The sequence below is a fragment of the Bradyrhizobium sp. USDA 4474 genome (genome assembly GCF_054057515.1).
Window position 1 is genome coordinate 4,609,715 of the sequence record NZ_JBSRZJ010000002.1, and the last position, 20,281, is coordinate 4,629,995.

The 20,281-nt window shown below is 57.2% G+C and carries 15 protein-coding genes and 1 pseudogene; 6 read left to right on the forward strand and 10 right to left on the reverse strand.

Features of this window, described 5'->3' with window-relative positions:
• Positions 1–210: 210 nt before the first annotated feature.
• On the reverse strand, positions 211–1,521 hold the full coding sequence (locus ACVW16_RS23660) for an MFS transporter (protein WP_456701496.1): 1,311 nt from the start codon (positions 1,519–1,521) through the stop codon (positions 211–213).
• Between the two features lie 1,229 nt (positions 1,522–2,750).
• On the opposite strand from ACVW16_RS23660, the gene ACVW16_RS23665 reads away from it, so the two are divergent.
• The 4 genes from ACVW16_RS23665 (at position 2,751) to ACVW16_RS23680 (ending at position 7,577) form a co-directional block, all read left to right on the forward strand.
• Positions 2,751–3,050, forward strand: a complete 300-nt coding sequence (locus ACVW16_RS23665; RefSeq protein ID WP_456701497.1) for a hypothetical protein — start codon at positions 2,751–2,753, stop codon at positions 3,048–3,050.
• A gap of 140 nt (positions 3,051–3,190) precedes the next feature.
• Positions 3,191–4,063 (forward strand): integrase catalytic domain-containing protein, encoded by an 873-nt coding sequence (locus tag ACVW16_RS23670; protein WP_456701498.1) that lies wholly within the window; start codon positions 3,191–3,193, stop codon positions 4,061–4,063.
• 103 nt (positions 4,064–4,166) lie between these two features.
• Positions 4,167–4,724, forward strand: a complete 558-nt coding sequence (locus ACVW16_RS23675) for a hypothetical protein (RefSeq protein ID WP_456701499.1) — start codon at positions 4,167–4,169, stop codon at positions 4,722–4,724.
• 729 nt (positions 4,725–5,453) lie between these two features.
• The gene (locus ACVW16_RS23680) at positions 5,454–7,577 is read left to right on the forward strand and encodes a prolyl oligopeptidase family serine peptidase (protein WP_456701500.1); all 2,124 of its coding nucleotides are present in this window, start codon (positions 5,454–5,456) and stop codon (positions 7,575–7,577) included.
• A 778-nt stretch (positions 7,578–8,355) separates the two neighbouring features.
• On the opposite strand, the pseudogene ACVW16_RS23685 reads toward ACVW16_RS23680, so the two are convergent.
• Positions 8,356–8,990: pseudogene (locus tag ACVW16_RS23685) on the reverse strand (helix-turn-helix domain-containing protein).
• 321 nt (positions 8,991–9,311) lie between these two features.
• On the opposite strand from ACVW16_RS23685, the gene ACVW16_RS23690 reads away from it, so the two are divergent.
• A complete protein-coding gene (locus ACVW16_RS23690) occupies positions 9,312–9,578 on the forward strand; it encodes a DUF3551 domain-containing protein (protein WP_456701501.1) in 267 nt (88 codons plus the stop codon).
• A gap of 616 nt (positions 9,579–10,194) precedes the next feature.
• Here ACVW16_RS23690 and ACVW16_RS23695 read toward each other — a convergent pair.
• From ACVW16_RS23695 to ACVW16_RS23720, 6 genes are all read right to left on the reverse strand, one after another.
• Positions 10,195–10,635 carry a hypothetical protein gene (locus ACVW16_RS23695; protein WP_456701502.1) on the reverse strand — a complete coding sequence of 147 codons (441 nt, stop codon included), beginning with the start codon at positions 10,633–10,635 and terminating at the stop codon, positions 10,195–10,197.
• A 795-nt stretch (positions 10,636–11,430) separates the two neighbouring features.
• Positions 11,431–11,823, reverse strand: coding sequence for an avidin/streptavidin family protein (locus ACVW16_RS23700; RefSeq protein WP_456701503.1), 393 nt, complete (start codon positions 11,821–11,823; stop codon positions 11,431–11,433).
• 771 nt (positions 11,824–12,594) lie between these two features.
• Positions 12,595–14,253, reverse strand: a complete 1,659-nt coding sequence (locus tag ACVW16_RS23705) for an outer membrane protein (RefSeq protein WP_456701504.1) — start codon at positions 14,251–14,253, stop codon at positions 12,595–12,597.
• An 893-nt stretch (positions 14,254–15,146) separates the two neighbouring features.
• Entirely contained in the window at positions 15,147–15,275 is a 129-nt protein-coding gene (locus ACVW16_RS23710) for an SET domain-containing protein (RefSeq protein ID WP_456802622.1), read from the reverse strand.
• 960 nt (positions 15,276–16,235) lie between these two features.
• Positions 16,236–17,162, reverse strand: coding sequence for a hypothetical protein (locus tag ACVW16_RS23715; protein WP_456802432.1), 927 nt, complete (start codon positions 17,160–17,162; stop codon positions 16,236–16,238).
• A 470-nt stretch (positions 17,163–17,632) separates the two neighbouring features.
• Positions 17,633–17,944 (reverse strand): hypothetical protein, encoded by a 312-nt coding sequence (locus tag ACVW16_RS23720; protein WP_456802433.1) that lies wholly within the window; start codon positions 17,942–17,944, stop codon positions 17,633–17,635.
• Positions 17,945–18,624: 680 nt separating this feature from the next.
• Between ACVW16_RS23720 and ACVW16_RS23725 the strand changes: the two genes are divergently transcribed.
• Positions 18,625–18,984, forward strand: coding sequence for a hypothetical protein (locus tag ACVW16_RS23725; RefSeq protein WP_456701507.1), 360 nt, complete (start codon positions 18,625–18,627; stop codon positions 18,982–18,984).
• 469 nt (positions 18,985–19,453) lie between these two features.
• Here the strand turns inward: ACVW16_RS23725 and ACVW16_RS23730 are convergent, their stop codons facing one another.
• Entirely contained in the window at positions 19,454–19,855 is a 402-nt protein-coding gene (locus ACVW16_RS23730; protein WP_456701508.1) for a hypothetical protein, read from the reverse strand.
• Positions 19,842–20,102: a hypothetical protein gene (locus ACVW16_RS23735; protein ID WP_456701509.1), complete on the reverse strand. Its 261-nt coding sequence runs from the start codon at positions 20,100–20,102 to the stop codon at positions 19,842–19,844. The genes ACVW16_RS23730 and ACVW16_RS23735 overlap by 14 nt, the downstream gene beginning before the upstream one ends.
• Between the last annotated feature and the right edge of the window lie 179 nt (positions 20,103–20,281).

Consider the following 20,281-nt stretch of genomic DNA (forward strand, 5'->3'; position numbering starts at 1 on the left):
GCCGGAGACGGCTCATTAAACGGGCAAGTCGATTTGGACCACAGCACTGTTCCAAGTGCGAGCCGCCGCTCGATCTAAAACTGGTCCGATATATTGCTTTTTCATGCCCTCCGACGCCCTTCAATTCGATAATTTGCATTCGGACGTCATGAATGTCCATTCTTACCGCCATGCCTAGGTAGTGGTCGTGGCGTTACAAACGATCGTTTATCAGTCGGGCGCCAAATCGAGCGGTGCCGTCTCCGGCATCATGAGCATGGCAAAGAGCCCGGCGGCGCTCGCTAAAAGCATGTACCAGGCAGGGACGAGTGCGCTCCCTGTAAGGTGGATCAGCCAAGTGACGATCGGTTGGGCTGTGCCTCCGAAAATCGCTATCGCAAAAGCGTAGATCGTCGCGAAGGCGCCACCACGAATGTTCCTGGGTAAACCTTCGGCCATGCTCACGTAGAAGGCGCTATACGGAATCATTCCGATCAGAGTGAGTGCGCCGAGACCCCCTAGAATTGCGAAGGTGCTGCGGCTCTCTACGATCCATAAGAATACCGGATAGATCATTACCAATGCCATGACCTGCGGCCATATCATGACCCGCCGCCGGCCCGCGCGGTCGGCGAGCAGACCGCCCAGCAGTGCGGCAGCAATTCCGACCGCATTGCTGATGAGCGTGGCACCAAAGGCCAGAGGCGCTGAAACATGCAGCGTGTTCATCGCGTAGGTGGTCATATACCCAGTAACGTAAGTGGTGATCGTGCAGCTGGCCAAGATAACAAATCCCAAGCACATGATGCGACGGTCGTCAGACGATTGACCTCCAGGCCGGGCGACCAGAACGGGCACTTGGTGCAGGTGCAGCGTTTCGGGTAGTGCGCTTCGCAACCAAAGTCCGAGCGGCAACGTCACCGCACCCAACAAAAGCGCGATCCGCCATCCGTACGCATTGAGCGCATCGCTTGTCATGCTGAGCGAGAGTATTTCTCCAACCAAGGCTCCGGCGGTCGCAGCTAGCTGTTGGCTCGCGGGCTGAAAGGAGACAGCAAGACCGCGACCTCCTTCGGGGGCCGCTTCCATCAAATAGGCTGTCGTCGGGCCCACCTCACCCCCGAGAGCAAAGCCTTGCAGCAAGCGTGCGAAGACGACCAGTGACGGAGCGGCTAGTCCTATTGTCTCGTACGATGGCGTAGTAGCTAACAATAAGGCTGCGGCACTCATCATGGTAAAGCTGGCGGTCATCGCGGGCCGGCGGCCAGCCCGATCCGAATACGAGCCCAGTACGATGGCCCCGATCGGTCTGGTCACAAAACCTGCGCCGAAGGTTGCGAGTGACAGCATAAGGCTGGCGAACGGGTCGTCTGCCGGGAAGAACGTCTGACCGATCTGTATCGCAAAAAAGCTGTAGGTCCCGAAGTCGTAGAATTCGAGAATATTGCCGATGGTTGCGCCCAACACGGCGCGGTTCCTCAGGCGTTGGTCTGCGGGATCGAGGACAGGCTGCAGCCTCTCTCGAGCAAATTGCCTCGACATCCTCGACCTATCTGACGCGCGACCCCAAGACCCAAACATTTTCGCCAGGTAGAACGCACCGTTGCATTCCACTTATCCGAACTCGTCCCTTACGTCACATTACGCCAGTCAACATGTAGGCTGAAGCGTGTCACGACGAAGTTCACCGCAACCTCTGCAATAAAAATGCCTGTCGCTGCGCCACGATAGCCCTTGATCTGATCGCTGGCCTGTCTGGCAAGACGATTCTGAGAACCTGCTGAGTTCGGCGGATGGCTGCAGACGTTTGAAGCTGCTCTGGCGGGAGTGGGACAAAATTGACGGACGTCACACACGACTGACGACGATTCGAGTCATTCCGCCTCGGTCAGGCAGCCGAATTAGTCGAGGGTGGGTTCGTTAAGCTTAGGCGGGTATAAGACGCAGCCGACGGTGAAGTGATCGCGCGGGACTGGAGCCCTGCGGTCGCTCCGATTGTTCTTACCTGGATGGACAATTCACCGCTTAGAAGTGGATTGCTCGCCCCACCAGCGGGTGTGCTTCATCGCGTCCGCTGGCAGCCCACGAAATGAACGGTTATCCCGGCCCTCTCGTCCGAGTGGTGCCGACCTATTGTCCGGGCTGCGATATTGCCCCCGTTGTCGGGCACGTGGAAAATTGACCCCCGTATTGCCTCACCTGAGAATGTTACTTTCTCCTGACCGATGTAACTCCGGTTATCGGCCAGTCCGAGTTGCACACAGCACCCAGGATCAGAGACTGGAGGACGTCGCGGAATGCCGAGTACATGCGCTCAGCGCCGCACCTGAGCCGAGCGCGGGATGATCGTCTCGGCTGCTTTGCTTCTGAGCGATCCCACGCGCGCTGCACGACGGTGTGCCGCGGCGGGCGAACTGTCGAGATATTGTTCAGCGAGGCGGAGATGTCCCAGCGCGCTCAGACCGCGCTTGCCTGCCAAATCGGCGGGCGTCGGCGCGGTTCGCGCAAAATGGGTAAGCCAAACCGGTGACCGTGGAGCGCATACTCGGGCTGGGCGTAGTCTTTGCCGGTGTGAACCTACATAGTCCGCTAGCCGCAACCAACCATCGCAAGTGGTGCGGTCGCTTTGCTAGCAGTGCGACTGCGTGAGCTCATTTATCGGACTGGTTGGCCCTACCAGATCTGGGCGTTTTTCAAGCAGCACCTCCACCATAGGATCACGTTAGATAGCATGCACCGTGCAGCCAGCTTCGAAACGCGAGACGAGGGGCATGGCCAACATCAAGCTTTATCATTCAATTACGGATGCGCACGCACAGCGAATCAGCTCCGCTCAAAAGATGAGATGGAGAGCGGAGGCCCCGAGACTTCGAGGCGTCCAGATGATACGCGACATGAAGCCGATGGCGCGTATGGTTTTAGCAGCAAGGCGCGCGCTTGCCATTTCAGATCTCGACCGGTGCTGCGCAATCTGGTGGCTCTATCGCATTCATTTCGGATTCACGGGCAAGGTGATATTGGGGCTCGCTGCGGTCACTGTTGCCCAGGAGACATCCCGCTGCGGAATCTAGGAATCGTGGCATCGAGCGCATTCCGGCTCGGTGTCGCGCGTCATGGAAAACTGCCCCCCGCATTGCCTCACTAAAAATGTTACCGGACAACTTTCCTGTCGTGTCTGGGGCGGAGCTGCCGAATCAGTTCGGTGGCGGGTATGGCAGGGAAGATCAGCATGCGCGCAAAGCGCGAGATCACATCAGCGCTGGTGGAGCGTTATCGGGCGAGCGGACGGCTCGAGAAGGCACGGATCCTGGACGAGCTGTGTGCCCTTACGGGATGGCATCGTAAGCACGCGATCCGAGCACTGTCGGTGGACGGGGCATCGGGATCGGCCGTGCCGCGGCGACGGGGCCGCAGTTACGGAGCTTCCATTCGCGTTGCACTGATTGTGCTCTGGGACGCCTCTGACCGGCTCTGCAGTAAGCGGCTCGTCGCGATGATCCCGTTTTTGCTTCCGGCACTTGAACGGCACGGCAGATTGAAGCTTTCTGCCGATGAGAGGTCGAAGGTTTTGAAGGTGAGCGCGGCGACGATCGATCGCCTGCTGAGCGACGTAAAGATCGCAGCAGCCGGAGGGCGCCGACGGCGGGCGGGCTTTTCTAGTGCCGTACGGCGGCAAGTCCCGGTGCGTACATTCAATGACTGGGGATCACCTCCGCCGGGGTACTGCGAAGCGGATCTGGTTGCGCACGGCGGCATGTCCGTATCTGGCGCGTTCATTCAGACGCTAACAATGGTGGATATCGCAACGGGGTGGACCGAATGCTTTCCGCTCGTCGTGCGTGAAGCAGCTCTTGTGATCGAAGCTCTCGAGCGGGCGCAGAACCTATTTCCCTGGCCCATTCGGGGGCTCGATTTTGATAACGACAGCGCCTTCATGAACGACACGGTCGTGTCGTGGCGCCGTTCTCACGATGTCGAAGTCACTCGTTCCAGGGCCTACAAGAAGAACGATGAGCATTCGTTGAACAAAAGAACGGAGCTATCGTTCGCCGCCTGGTGGGCTACGGGCGGTTTGAAGGCATGATGCCGCTCGCTCATTAGCTCGCCTGTTTGCGGCGGCACGGCTGCACATCAATTTCTTCCAGCCCTCGTTTAAACTGAAGGAGAAGCACCGCGAAGGTGCCAAGATGATCAAGCGCTATCTTCCTCCCGCTACGCCGTACGAAAGAGCATTGGTCCACCCGAGGCTCAATGAGGCATTCAAAGGTCGGCTGCGGGAGATTTACCGGACGCTTGATCCGGTGGCATTGCTGACACAGATGCGGGACGCTCAGAATGAGCTGGGTAAGCGCGTCGATCAACGGGCTGGAAAGCCAGCGATGACTGTCGCGCAGGGGCATAGCGACTTATCGGCCTTTGCCCGAGAGCTCGGCGACGGTTGGAAACAGGGTGAGCAGCGGGGCATTCATCGTCGTCGCTATGTGCGGCGCAAGCCTGTGCCACGTCGGCCATCGATGCTCGACCCCTACATTCCCATCATCGAGGAATGGCTCGCCGCGGCTCCGCACTTGTCCGCGGTCGATCTTCTCTCCCGGCTGGACGCGCATGCGCCCGGTCGGTTCAGCGGCCATCAGCGGCGCACGGTGCAGCGATTGGTCAAGAATTGGCGATCAAAGGCCGCTCGACAGCTCATCAGCAGCACAGAGATCACACTACCGGTCCAAGCCTCGCATCTTCGTATTTAATCCTGACAGGTTCTTTCGCCGAAGCACCGCAAGCCGCTCGCTCGCTACGGCGCTCTGTAGGGCGCGCTTCGCGAGCAGCTTGCTCCGACTCGCGGCAGCCGATCCAGAAAAACACCAGGGTGCGCTTCGGTAACATTGTCATCTGAGGCAATATGAGGGGGCAGTTCCGGATGGCGTTTGACAGGCTCGGCACCGAACCTACCCAGGTTACGCGTCTGGTTGGCGGACAAAAGCGTTGCCCAACGCCAGTCGCCTCAAGTCTCTCCAAGCCAGCACAGCCGCTAATCGCATCAAAAACGGCGGCCGGCGCGGGGCACTGATGGTGCCTCCAACGCGAGCAGCCTGCCGTCAAGCTCGAACCCGTGCTCGCACTTCACGCCACAACTTGAACTGTTTCGATGGATGATGCTGCCAAAGCAGAGTTGTGAGCGGCCGAACGGAAGGCGCAGGCGATCGTTCAGGATGTTTCGCGTAACCGACACGGAGCAAGGTGATCGCTGCGTAACATGCCGTCGTTGCTAAGAACCCGATTGTCAGTTTTGAGACCGACGTCAAAAAGCTGACACTTCAGGGGCTGGGGACGACTGGACAACCTCCAAGTATCAAGCGGCACACTCCTTGCACCATCGAAAGCCAGCGGACCTAATTCCCGAGTACGCATCTTCCGAATGCTTCCAGCCCACCTAGCGAGACGCCCAAGTCCGGCTCGCTAACGTCAGGACAACTTCCATGAAAAATTCGCCTTTTCTGGCAGCATCGCTATCCCTGAGTTGTTTGATGTCCGCTGGACTGTCCCAGACGCTAACCCCTGCGAGCGTGCCTGAGGATCCTTTTCTTTGGCTCGAGGAGATCGAAGGGCCGCGCGCATTGGCTTGGGCTCGCACCGAGAACGATAAGACACTCAGTGCTCTCCAATCCGACCCCCGTTACCAGCGTTTCTACGGCGAAGCGCTCCACGTTCTCCAGGCTAAGGACCGGATTCCCTACGTTTCGCTGGGAAGACTTGGTCTCGAAAATTTCTGGCAGGACGAGAACCAGGTGCGCGGCGTCCTGCGGCGTACCACGCTTGAAAGCTATCGCACGCAAAGCCCACGATGGGAGACCATTCTCGACGTGGATGCTCTGGCGCATAGGGAAAAGAAGAACTGGATCTATAAAGGGGCGAGCTGCCTTCCGCCCGAAGAGCGCCTGTGCTTGCTCCACCTTTCAGAAGGCGGAAAAGACGCTGTGTTCGTCCGGGAGTTCGACGTAGCCTCCAAAACCTTCGTCGCGAACGGCTTCAAACTTCCCGAGGGAAAACAGGAAGTCACTTGGGTAAATAGCGACACGCTCCAAATTGCACGAGATTGGGGCGAAGGCACCATGACGCAAGCCGGTTATCCTTTCGTGGTGAAGGAGCTCAAGCGCGCCCAGTCGCTCGCCGAAGCGCACGAGGTGTTCCGTGGCGAGCAGACGGATGTCGGGGTCACTCCATTCGTGCTGCGCGACAGTGAAGGGAGGATCCATGCGACCGGCGTAGATCGCGGCATCAGCTCGTTCGAGCATGAGTATGTGCTCTTTGGCCCGGAGCCAATTAAACTCAATCTGCCAAAGAAGGCGACCATCGGCGGTATCGCGAGTGGTCGCCTGCTGGTGACGCTGAACGAAGACTGGTCGCCACCGTCCGGACAAAACCCCTTTTCAGCCGGCTCGATTATCTCTTATGACCTGGCCGAATGGAAGAAGAATCCGCTGCGCGCCACACCCACGCTTGTCTTCAAGCCCGGGCCTAAACAAGCGGTCAGCAGGTTCACCGCCACAAGAAGCTTGTTGATCCTAACGATTCTCGACAATGTTCAGAGTAAGGCGTTCGTCTACAAGTATCATCAGGGCGCCTGGCGTGCCGCGCCGATCCCGCTTCCCGAGAATGCGAGTATCGGTCTTGCTGCGGCATCGCATGATACGGAGGAGGCGATGTTCACTGTCTCAAGCTTTCTTAGCCCGACGACGCTGTGGTACTTCGACGCCGCAACCGAACGCCTTGAGACAATGAAGACGACCCCTCCCAGGTTCGATGCCTCGCGACTTGTCGTCGAACAGTTCGACGCAACGTCGTCCGACGGCACACGCATTCCATATTTTCTGGTACGACCCAAGAGCGCGAGGTTTGACGGATCAACTCCAACACTTCTCTATGGCTATGGGGGGTTTCAGATACCGCTCACCCCCTCTTACGTGGGCCTCATGGGACGACTCTGGCTCGAGCAGGGCAACGCGTATGTTGTCGCGAACCTGCGCGGCGGCGGTGAGTTCGGGCCAGAATGGCATCAGACTGCCCAAGGAGCAACGAAGCAGCGCACATGGGATGACTATATCGCCGTCGCGGAGGACTTGATCCGGCGTAAGATCACGTCTCCCCGCCGGCTGGGCGTAGTCGGCGGTAGTCAAGGAGGTCTGCTGGTAGGAACCGCAATCACTCAACGACCCGAACTCTTCAATGCGGCCATTGTCCGGGTTCCGCTGTTCGATATGCTTCGGTTCACCAAGCTGGGCGCTGGAGCCTCTTGGGTCGGTGAGTATGGCGATCCCACCAACCCCGAACAGCGCAAGTCGCTCGAGGCCTACTCGCCCTATCAGAGCTTGGTGCCGGGCAAGACCTACCCGGCCCCCTTCATTCTCACCTCCACCAAGGACGACCGAGTGCATCCAGCGCATGGCCGCAAAGCAGCGGCGAGGCTCGCTGCATTGGGTCAACCGTATCTCTACTATGAGAATACCGACGGGGGGCATAGCGCGGCCGCCAACCTCATAGAACAAGCACGCCGGATCTCTTTAGAATATACTTACGCATGCCGGCGGCTCGTCGATGAGTGATGTTGAGTATCGAAGTTACATTCAATGGTAACGCTTGGCGGACGTTATCGGCAGCGGCCTGGGCAGGCTCAGTTTTTGCTGAGTCCGGCAGAGTTGGTATCTCCCCGATTGGATCCGAAAGATCAGCGTTGCCCTCAGTCTCGCCTGTCAGTCCGGGTCCAAGGCCAATTTCCGAGGTATTTCGTCGGAACAGCGTTAGGCCAGAGCCGGTGCGTTAGCCTCTCGATCCCGTGGCTGAGTTCATTGGTAGTGCGGAAGTGGATAGGGAGGGGGTTTTCGCATCAGTCGTGACGAATGACGGCAGTGAGAGCATGTCTGAGGGGATGCGGGACTTTCGTGGCAGATCGAGCGGAGGTTGATAGCCCACACGTAACATTGACCAATTGCACCCAGGCCAGTCAGCTTGCGGTAAGCTAACACAGATACAGAGCCTTCGGGGTTGACGGGATGTGGCAGGGACAGCGCTATTGCTCCAGATCGATCAGCGCCGAGTCACCTTTCGGCTAATCTCAACGGCAGTGCGGATGTGGTAGGGACTAATCGGCCTGGAATCAGCCCCCGGGTGGATTAGCACGAGCCGCGCCCGCACTGTTTTACATCTCGCTCGGCCGATCGCCGCGGCTATCTCGACAATTTGCAGATACTCTAGCGAAAGGTCAGTACACCGCCTTATACTGCGACGAGCGCAATAAGAGAGCGTTGGGCACGACACACCCCATGAGAGTCGCGCCGCCTTATGCTTGTCCCAAGTTATGGTTTGTATGCACTCGGCCGGCGCTCAACTTTGCAGATAGAAGCTAGCTAGCCGGTGCCGATCTAGAATCATGATCTCGCGTTGAGTATTGGCGACGAAATCAACATCGCCATCATTATGCAATTGCGACACTGCACGTGAGACGTTCTCGATGGTTAAGCCAAGGTAATCCGCGATGTCTCGTCGAACATCGGCAGTGATATTACATCAGCAGCGATCAGCCGCGCATCCATCTCATGCAAAAAAGCCGCAACGCGCTCGAGAGCTGTCTTACGATCCAAGCAGCATCATTTGGTTCTCCGCGTGCTGCAATTTAGCGGTGGTCACGCTGAGTAATGTGCGCCAGACAACAACGTCAGTCTGGACGATCGCATCAAGAGTGTGCCTCTTGATCAGCCGAGAGTGCTCTGTGTAACAGCTTCCGCCGTAAATCGGTGTAGCCCACTGTTCTCGAAATCCAAAAATTTCACCGGCTAAATGAAACGCGCCAATCTGGCGTCGCCCATCGCCAGCAGCTTGGAGGCCCGTACCGCTCCTTTTATAGCCGGATAGACGTACTCGGCGGGTTCGCTCTCGATGTGGATCGTCCTACCCTTCTTGTACGTGAATTGAGTGCTCTCGTCGTAAAGCCTCGAAGCGTCTCGAAAAAGATATTCGATCTTCGTGAGAGATGCGGCTAATGCTCTATGTTCTTCACTCCCGAGAACGTCTTGTTGTCGGGCGCAGTATTCATCACAGGGGGAGGCGAATGAACGGTCGTACAATTGTCCTGCTACGCGGGCCCGCAAAAACATGCGGAAACGTGCCCATAAAGGTCGTTTTGCCAAAAAGCTCGCAGGAAAACTGCGCCCGGGTTTGCTCGATGTTCGAGAAGCCTCATTCCGGGGTTGGCCCGCGAGCCGGCACTCTGCCATTGACTTATATCAAAGCGTGCAATTCATGTTTATTCTCTGGTGAAGTTAACGGAGGCAAGAGGTCTCATGCGCTACCTTCTCGTTATCGGAGTGCTCGCACTCCCTATCCTTGTCGGCTCAGGATCGCCTTCGATCGCCGGTTCGCGGGCTCATTCGAATAAGCTACCGGTACGCCAGGACGTTTATTGCCTGCAGGGACGCCATTGGGGATATCCGGGCAATTGCCAGTTTTCGACCTATGACCAATGCACGGCTACTGCATCAGGTACGGACGCCTATTGCGGCATCAATCCGACCTATGCTTTCGAGCGACAAGGAAGACAATTGCGCTGATCTGAAGCAGAATTGCCGTACGCCAAGCGGCGGGCTGCAATTAACGTGTGCTAGTGCGGGCTCCTGTTGCCCTTCCTCCGCCTGACCTGTTCTGCGCTGGATCGCCTTTTTTCTCAAATGCCGGCCAGGCAATGCGGATGATCAAAGCCCTGGGTTTCTCCCGCACAAGCAATTTAGAGTATACCATCTTTCGTGAGGCAGTGGCCGAGCTGAGATTCATCAACACGGCCATCCGAGAATGCAGAAAATCATCAGGCGATAGCATGAGGGAGCCGGCTGCGGCTGTCGATTGGGCTGGCGGTTGTAAGCAGATTGGCAACGGGTCGTTCTGTGCGTTGAAACAAGGCGGCCCAACTTCTGTGCTGCCCGGGTGTGGATGCGCCCGGCCGCCCCGGGTGGCGACTACGGAGCAGAATGCGCAGAAATGTGGAATGTTTGCTTTTGCAATTGCCGATGGGTTGATGTTGCACCGCCATATTCGTAGTAGAGATCGGCTCTTGGTTAGATGGTTCTAACGGTGCTTCTTTTGGGCGCCCTCGAACCGCCTTTCTACTCTCCTCGTAAGGAGCCCTTCCAATCGTCGCACCGATTGGTCTCATTCAACTTAGCGCTGCTGTTAGTTGTGGTCTTGCGTCGGCCCGAAGTTGCTCGCCAGGAATTGCTCTTGGGTCCATCGCTTTAGTGCATCGTTGTTGAGTACCGACTCCACCAAGGCGTTCCAACTCTCACCAGCCTCTCTCCATTTAAGTTTTCGGTGCGGAATATTCCGTAGCAGTCGAAATGCTGTCGGTGCGATCTTGCTTGCCTCTTTTCCTTCAGAAGCCTGCCGGATCAAGTCTTTGAACAACTGTTCGGGAAAGGTCCAGCTGTCGCTCGTGAAGCGGTCGGAAAACAGGTATTCGAACGAGGCGCGAAACACGACCGCCGCTAAAGCGTCCTCATGTTCCGAGCCTGCGCTGCGCAGGTCGAACCATTGCAGCAGCCGCCGAACGGCTGCAGCAGGCGAAAACTGGCAGTCCCCCAGCGTCAGAGAAACGAACATATACGCGATGTCCATTTGAAGTTCGCCGTCTAGGGACATGTACCAACTTTTAATGGCTCTAATAGGGGTCATGTGAAATTACTATGAAAGCGCAAGAATGCGGAATGGGCTCGATCCGGAGCGCTTGTTAACGTATGCCACGGCTCTTGCGATGCCAGATTGTCCGCAGAGGGCCAGCTGCCTAGAAATCTGCTTTCCTGCTGCAAAGCATCGACGTTGGAACTGCTGCTGAGTCACATAATACGTGCCGCCTCCCACAAGGCATCTCGGTCAGACGTAATTCGATTGGACGGTGAATCATTCTTGCGCTTCGTCCGAACCGCGCAACCGACGATGCGACGAGCTGGCAAGGATTGCCAAGACCCGCTGGCGCAGCGCAGGATACCGCGCTCCAAGCAAAGCACCGGCAAGATACCGAAGAGTTCTCGGTTATCACCGATCGCACTGAAGAAGATGAGTTCGCAGCACCGGATTTCATCGAGAGGCTCCGGCCCGAGCTGTTGCAGGGCGGCAGAGCAAATTTCAGGCTGCGGTCCTTAGATTTCGGTCGTGCTCGCTGTTTCGCAGCGACGAGGAGGTTCGTCTCTCAAGCTGTTGACCGGCTCGGGGCGGCCACTGCTTCTCTCTTGATAGTTCTTGCACCTTCAACGGCGTGCAGAGCGGCTTTGCGAACCATTGCCTTTCCGCTAGGACAACTAGCCAGCTTTGCAAGGTCTGCAGATAACCAGAAACAAATCGTAGAGTATCTGCTGCCAGGCACGCTGCTCGGCAGCCTTCTGCGAAACCGTCGGTGCCCATTGATCGGCACAGTTACCAGACGCGTATGAATGTATCAGTCCCCTTCGTCTTGCTCGGCTTGCCGTGTTTGTCAACGTAGAACAGCGTCCAGGACGTAGGAATGGTCGACCCGTTAACCGCGCCAATCCACCTGGTAAACGAATTGCACTGGGCAAAGGTAACCACAAAATACAGCCCGGTTGAATTGACGGCTCCGGATGCCGGATACGGAATCCCTTGACACGAAAATCCTTGGGCGCGGTTCGTAAAAGTGGCTTGTATTGCCCCGCTGTTGACCGACCAAACAAACAGTTCTGACCCCCGTTCATTCTTCCAATACGAGGGCGCAGGAAGTCCCTGCGCCGTGGCCTGAGCGGACACAAACAACAAATGGGCGAAAAGCATGAATCCCAGAAATCTCGCCATATCGAAGCTCCACTAGAAATCGATCAAAGCAGCAACTTAGATCAGGAGTTTGGTGCAGGTTGAGTTCACGTTCACTGCTTTTATCTGAGGTTCGACAGTGGAATACGGCTCATATAGCAACTTTGCGCTGAATCTCGGCTTAGGTGGATTCATCAACCACGCAGGGCTTCTCACGGTGGCTCCGGGCCAGCTGAGGCGTTACAGTGGTCCACCGGGGCAAAGTCCCGATCCTTCTTTTTTCCGTACTCTAATCCGCAAAACATGCTTCAGATGAGCATCTACGACACGACGCATGCGGGTGAGGACATCTGGACCGTCAAATGATGGGTCCTTCCGCTCCGGGCGCCCTCTCTCCTCAATTATTTGCGGAGAGCGCGATTGTCGTGAGGCTAAGGGCCGTGTTTCCATGACGCGCGACGATATGCCGTTCGCACCTGCCGGCAGCGCATCCTGCTCACGTTTCGCGCCGCCCGATGAGACTTGTGATCTGGACTTCCCGCTTCCTGGCGCTCTCAGAAGGAGACCGCAAGTTGGCTCCGCATCCGAAATCCGTAACCCGTTCACTGATCGAGCTGTTTTCTGTCGAAAGACGCTCTGGTCCAGTGTACGAAGCTGTGGTCTTCTCGTTTGCGCAAGGTGATACGCAACGAAAGCTACCCGGGCGTGAACGCGCAGGTCGGATCGCCGCGCGACAGCCGACGCCCGTGATACTCAGCAAGGTTCAAAATGGCTTGCAGGGATCTGAAATATGCAGCCTCGCTCCACTAGCGTTTAGTTGAGCTTGTAAGAGGCCTGTAAGAACATACCCCAACGTTCCATGCTGTACTTCGCAAAGCCTCGGGAGTGTCTGATGCAACCGTTTCCGCAGTCCATGGACTCGGCACCTGTTTTCGTCCACATGGCCCAATAGCGGCCACCAACTCCGACGCTAAAGTTGTCGCTGATGAAGTAGGACAGGATGCCTTCCAGCTGGACTCCCCCGCCACCATTGCCGCGTTGTTCGGCAAAGGTCGTTTTGGGACGCAACAGATGATAGTCTCGCCCCAAGAAGGTGGTCCAGGGCAGGTAAGCGACATCGGCATTCAGGCGCCAACGCTCGGTCAGCATGGCTTCGGCGCTCACGCCGATTCGAGGCGCATTCCATTGAGTATCCTGGCTGCCAACGATCCTGTCGTCGCCAGGAGCGAGACTTAGATCTGGATGAGTAACCCCAACGAGGCCAGTCGAGTCTGAGGTCTGGCTGTAAGAGGCCCAGCCTATAAAACTGCCGATCTTGTAGGTCGCACCGCGAAGGAAGTCGTAACCGGCGTCGGCGGTGTAATACGCGAACCTACCGTTAGACTGACCCGAAAGGGTGTTCTGGTAGGAAACTCCTAGGTGCGGAATCCAGTCTTCATCGTTAATCTTCCCTTTGTTGAAGCCTCCGATGCCCAAGTTGCTCTTCAGGAACACTCCCCACGGACTATCGACACGGCCGAATATCTCCCCCGAGAGGCCATCCAGCCCATGATAGGTGAGCCGGGATATTAGTATGCTGGGGTCTTCAGTCGAACCGTACGGAATTGCGCTGGGATCCCACTGGAATCGCCCCCGGCTCAGCCAAAGCCGCGAGCCGGCTTCGAACGACCAACCGGGCGCGTAAGAAACGGGTTGTCCGCTGCCAGCTGATTTCGCATACAGCGGCGTATCGGATTTTGGTGCGCCCGCGGGGTCCGCACCAAAGTGGTAGTTTAGACCCACTTTCCCGATATGATAGCTGCTGGACAGGTTGGTAGCGTTCGCCGGGAGAACCGCAAACGGAGGGAATTGCAATGTCGAAGCAGTCGGGACGCTTGGTCCGCCAAAGTGCAAATAGTCATACTCGACATTCACAGACCATGCAGGCGTAAGGGTTTGCTCGACGCCGAGCCCGATGACCCCACCAATTCGGCCATAGTCGAAATGAGTTTTCTCCTGTGGCAGGTCGCCACCTTCGAAGTTGTTGACAACATCTCCCTGATTGTTTTGCCAGGCTACACCTGCCTTGAGATAGGCAAGTGTCTGCCCCAGTGCGCCAAAGGCGTAACCAATGCGGCCGGCCCCGGCCGCAAACAAGTTCGGACCTGCGTTGCAGTTTGCGCTTACAAACAAGTGGGACGCGGCGAGGCAGGTGTTTGAGCCGCCCCCGACCGCTGTGCTGGCATCCAGTTCGAGGCCGAACACCCAGCGGTTGTTCTGCCAGTTGTAGCCGATCTGGCCACCTGCGATGAACGATGGAACATCGACGACGTCGCCGTAGATCGAGGAGCCGAAGGGATTGCTGAAGGAGGTTTGGCCATACCCGCCGCCTACGTGGCCTCCAATGTACCCACCAGACCAGTTCCACACTGCCGCTGGGAGTGCTTGTCCCCCGAGGTTCGCCATGGCTGTCCCGGCGGTGACGAGTGCCATCGTCACAGTACCCAAAAAGAGAACTCTTGATCGCATAAAGATTGTACTTCCTCCGGGCAGAGCCCGGCTCTCTAAGCTCCCCGAAGGGCAAACCATCGGAGCCAGCCAGCAACGCCATGATGTGCGAAGGCCGCTCCGAAGATCACCCCACGAAGATTGGTGACGATGTCACGGCGGGAGCAAACCGCGTGCCGAACTAAATCGCGACCCCGCAAGGCCTTTCCGAGAGTGTGTCGCGTCAGCTATCCGACAATGGTTTTGAGGCCGACAATTCAACTCGACAGCTCCTATATGGCGCGACAGTCCTGGGCACGGCGCTAGTTTCAAGTCCTTCGAGCATGCACAAAAGCGTTCAGCTTGGATCAACGTAGTGATTTGAAGCACAACGGTTTCTTTCAATGCGCGAGCTGGCGCCCGCGCTACGAATTCAGCGCATGCTAGTGTCAGTTCCGGGAAGAGTGACTGCCGGCGAGGTGAGGAGTGCTGCCTCTGCTTCAAAATCGACGCGCTGATCGTCTTCGAGTGCGATGGAAGTTAGCCGAACGTGTCAAGATCGCACCTGGCGAGCAAGTGCGAGATCGGGCGCGTTTGCTACTATCTTGCCGAGTAGGCTCTACAGATCCAGTGAACTCAAGCTCACACGCTTGCAATTTTGCAAGCGCGTCCCGGCTATGTCACCCCACTCTCCGCGCGGAGTGATCTGCCTCGAAACCTGCGTTCCCTTGTCATCTTAAGTTCGTCGAGCATCTTGGAAAAGTCGCGTCGGTCGATGGCCAGAACCAGCGCAGAATGCCGCCATGCAAAGTCGTCGGCAATCACATCGTCAGACCGCAAACTCAATACACAGCCACTTAGACCGTTGCGGCACAAACGTTCGGCGATTCCTCTTTATTTCACGATAAGTCACAGCTTGGATCGAACGACAAGTAATCACACGTCAGTTCTTCACCAGGTTTAATGTCACGGGTTGTGAAAATGCGGCAATGATCGTCTTGATCTGTGTTTTGGGTAACTGCTGTGATTCATGGACCGAGCGTTGTCAGCATTGTACTCGACAACGCCGTCATTAGCTTTGTGGTCTCTTGGATAGGCATGTTTATCAAGCAGAGCTTGAAATGTTGGAGCTAGAGCCTTGTATTGCTCGGGCGTGACGGCGATGTCAACGATCGGGTTGTGAATCCAAACTAGAGCATCTTTTGGCAAATGAGTGGGGGAGAAAAGACCGATGCCGCCAAACTGGTCGGGCTTCAAAATAGTACAACGATCAACATCGAAGAAAGCTCCGAAATCACTAATGCCTGCAAGCTAGCTCGCGTCAGGTGCGAAATCTCCTCCATGGATTGGTAGGCCTTTATAGCGCTTCCATCGCACCTCGGAGTTCCTCAGCATTCGTTCGGCGGCTTACGGCGGATCGCGATACGCAGCACCGCCATCGTGCTGACAGCTAGAAGGGCTGTGAATCAATGGGGCTCCGAGCATAGATCGACGTCGATCGGTTTAATGCCGCGTGACGTTGAGCCGGACCTCTCAGCGCGGCGCCACGCTAGAATTTCTCGCGGCCAGGCAAGCTACATGTCCTGGATCAGGGCTTCGAAGAGCCGCCACCTAACGCGTCGATCCCAACCGTTCCTGGCCTCGGGCGTCCAGAGAAAAGTGGAGATATGGGCCGATATTGCACCAAAGAGCGACCGTTGGAGATCGTCGGCAGGACCGTCGATCTCGTCGTACAACGCCTCGTTGCGACTAGGCCGCCAACGTGATCACGCTCCGAGCAAGCAACAAAGGAGGGAGAGCTGTTCGCCGTGACAGGGAGTCGCTAAACGGTGACGTTGGCAAGCGTATCCCGGGGGCACGCCGCTTATCCGCAACGCCCGGTGCCCCACTAAGTCTCGCAAGATTGGCTGAAGCGAGTTATAGTCCACCAACATGTCCTTACACGAGCTGTGGGGATTGGCACCTCGTGGGACGGCTGTCGCTGGCGTCTACATTTGTGGGTGATGGATGAGCCGAATGTCATTGGGTCCTCCCGGCCCCCGGAGGGCCGTGTAAAGCTCACCGCGAATGTCGTATTGCTTCATCGGCTGCGCTGCGTCAGGCAAGAGGCGCCAGCGGTCGAGCTTCGAGATCATCGCGATTGGTGCAGGTTGGGTGCCATGTAAAAAGCCCTCAGGAACGGCGAATGAAGCGGCGTAGATCTCGCGGGCCGGGGGCGTGGTCTCAGCTATGCCGGAAGCCGGAGCGCCTTGCTCCGTCATCTGTGTAAGCAGTGCTGGCGACGGCCGATTCGCCGGCTGTGCGCTCGGTTGCGATCCGCTTTCCGGTCGAGATCCGGAATGAATGGTTGCGCCTGACAAATTGAGTGGAACCCCGCTCCTCATCGCCACCTCGGGCACGAACAGCGCCGTGAAGCGGTCATTGTGGAATATGAAAGGAGCAGGCGGAGTGTCCTGGCTCGGCACGGCGCTACGTCCCTCGGGCGCAGCTGACATGAGTCGGTCGCCGAGGCGCGGATCGAAGGAGCGGACGGCCACTCCCAAATCCTCGGCGCGGTCATGACGCTCTGTTGGCGCGACAGATGAAGATGGGGGCGTGGTCTCAGCTATGCCGGAAGCCGGAGCGGCTTGCTCCGTCATCTGTGTAAGCAGTGCTGGCGACGGCCGATTCGCCGGCTGTGCGCTCGGTTGCGATCCGCTTTCCGGTCGAGATCCGGAATGAATGGTTGCGCCTGACAAATTGAGTGGAACCCCGCTCCTCATCGCCACCTCGGGCACGAACAGCGCCGTGAAGCGGTCATTGTGGAATATGAAAGGAGCAGGCGGGGTGTCCTGGCTCGGCACGGCGCTACGTCCCTCGGGCGCAGCTGACATGAGTCGGTCGCCGGGGCGCGGATCGAAGGAGCGGACGGCCACTCCCAAATCCTCGGCGCGGTCATGACGCTCTGTTGGCGCGACAGATGAAGATGGGCCGGCGCTCTCCATCATAGGCCATAGCAGATCCTGATCGTAGCTTTCCGAAGGAACGACCAGCCGATCGCTAGCCCGAAGGGGTGTGCCCATGTCTTCTACTATGTGGCGAGCGGCGGAGTTATCAGGGGGATTGAGCTGGTGCTCAATCGCATCTCCGTCCGTCGGGCTGAGCGTCCTCTGCCTCTTCGCAGGCCTCAATTGCAAGTTGGAATTCTGGTCCGTGAGAACATCGCGACCAGAAAGGGCAGCGATCTCCGATCGCTTGTTCGCAACCGGCTGGTAACCGTCACTCCCGTTAAAGTGTCGAACGGCTGAATCTGGTTCCTGGTGATGGGGCACGGGTGAGTTGAGAGACGTGAGCGCTTCGAGCAGATTCCGGTCGACACGTCCCGCAGCAAGCTCATTCAGCCAATTCAGAGCTTCCGACGGTGCGCTATGCGGCGCAGCAGCGTTTTCGCGTCCGACGAGGGCGTATTCCGGATGAGGGCCATCGGACCTCTGGTGCTCAAGACCCGGCAACTCGGCGAGCCTACGCTTTTCTCTTCAGACACGTGAGGTTGGTAAGCATCTTGACAAGCTGGGTTGTCTTCGTCGGCGGTATCAGGCTGAGGCACTTCATTTAAGTACGGCTCGAACTTCGCTTGCTGCTGTTGCGGTTGTGGCGCCGCGGCGTTGTAGATAGCGAAGTCTCGGTCGAATGGATTGACATTGTTAAATGCGTCCATGGACCACCTCGTTGGAGTGTGTTGCTGTCTGGCTCCCTCTTTATGAAGATCAGCTGTCGGTGAGCTGACGTGCCTAGACCCAAAGGTTAAACTGCCCTAGCGCGATCGCTGTACGTCATTTGAAGACGCGAGAAGTGCTGCTTGCTACGTTTGCCTATACTGTTCTGAAAGTTGGAGCCGCGCGGATTCACCGCCTGTGCCGAGAAATGATACGACGCAATGAGCCTCAATGAACCTGTCGCGGAGCGACTCATTACGGCCATGCACCTGTGCTGGCCGTGCACCTATGTCGCAGCGGTGTATAAGCGCGCCATTCCACACCCTCACAATCCTTCCGCTTCCTTCCGTTTGCAATCTTGCAGGGGGCCCGGGTAAAGACTGTCGGTCCAAAACCAAGAACGGGCCCAGGCGACATGATATTCAGCGGACATTTGTTGTCCGATGTTTTCGCCGGGGGCAAAGCCCTCGGATCCCCTTCACGTCCGCTCAACGAGTGCTGCCCAACAGGCTACATTCGCGCGGCGAGTGGAGAGCGAAAACCGCGACACGCAAGGGCTGATCGCGTTGGCTATTTCCTTGATTCTTGTTAACGATGAGCCGGCTCCTCGCGCAATAGAACAGCGTCAAGCTAAATCGCAGCGGCCTAATGGCATCCTAGCTGTAGTCACACAGGAGGCGCCATGCTGGGGTTTTTTGAAAAGCTGCTGGAATATGCAAACCGAAATCCGGGAGAGTTTTTAACCGGGGTGGCTACGTTACTGCTGGTTGTCGCTACCGCTTTGCTGGTCAGAGCAACAAATGTTCTGTTCGAATCAGCTAAGGAAGATAGCCGCAATCGCAAGATACAAGCAACGGTAGGTGCTTGGATGAAGGTTAGAACCGAGCTAGATTTAGCTCATCTCTCCAAAGAGAGCCCCGAGAAAGAACTCCGCGCCCAACTGAGAGCTCTGGAGGCGTTTTCAGTTGGTGTAAATTCCGGCGTCTACGACCTAACAACGTTCAAGCAGATGTCTGGTAATTGGTATTGTTCAGCAATTTAATAGGATAAAGCCGATCATCGATGAGCGACAAAAAACAGCCCGGATGCGTACAAGGAATTAACGAGTTTAGGGAAAGCAGTTGAGGAAATGCGTCTAGACGCCGCCAAGAAACCTGCCGGGAAGGCGTGCTCGCAGCGCTCGTAGAGACGAAACGCAAAGTGTGCCCCGGCTCGCGAGCCGGGGCGTGCTAGGCAGCGCGCAACTCGTTGCAGGCCACCCGCATCCCGAGCGCGTTCGCAATGCTGCGCATCCAATTCGATGTCAGCATAATCACGGCCCGTCGTTTGCGCCGCTACCAACGTCGAGCCGACCCGCGAAACGATTCGAAAATCAGTCGGTTGGCAGGACAGAATGCTTCAATATGCGGCTGAAATACTTTGATTGGCTTTTGGGATGGATGAAGGCGATTACCGGTGTAATGCCAAACGCGGACGTCATCGATTGGATGCAGAGGACGGGCGGGTTCGCCCTAGGCGAGCAGGCAAGCCTGCTCGTGCTTTGCTCTCGACGAAGCGAGTGAATGAAGCCATCCCTTGGTGAAAACGATATGGCCCACCATGCGGAATCCCGCAGCGCGCCACGCGCCGATGAACTTGTCGGCGGCATTCCAGCTGCAGAAGCTCTGGCATAAGGAGCCGGGCTTCAGTACGCGATGCATTTCAGCGAAGGCGGGCACAAGCCAGTCGTCGCGGTCGTCCTTGGCGATGGTCTGCCGATCGCGGGATTGGCCGCGACAGAGGTAGGGCGGGTGGGTGAGAATGAAATCCACCGAAGCGGACTGCATCCGGCGCATTACGTCGACATAGTCGCCATGGGCGACCGTGTCTGAGGCTGGTGCTGATGACCGCACCTCCCGATCAAGAACCTGCACGGGCCAGGACTCTTTCGCCGCTGTCGTTGACCGAGAAGTCGGCCAGACCGTCGATGTCGTAGAGGGCTTTGCCCTTGGTGATGGCTTCGCGCTCGTTCTTGGCGAGGACAGCGGGGCTCATCGCCGCGTCTGTGACGAACGGCGAGATCAACTGAGCATTTGAACCAACTGCTGAAGAAACAGTCCGAGCAGTCGACGCTGCCTCGAGCCTTGACTGGCAGCACGGGGCCAGAACATGCGCCTGCATTGATCATCTCCCCATGGCTGTTGAAACGGGCTTCCGTGAGTTGTTTCTTGACTTACCCAATAGTACCCAACTTCGATCTGAATGGGCGCATATAGGCAGACAATCACGGCTAGCGTTTCCAACACTCGCGGCCCTCAAGGACGAGAGGCACGTGAATTTGAGGGCCAAAGAGCCCAGAG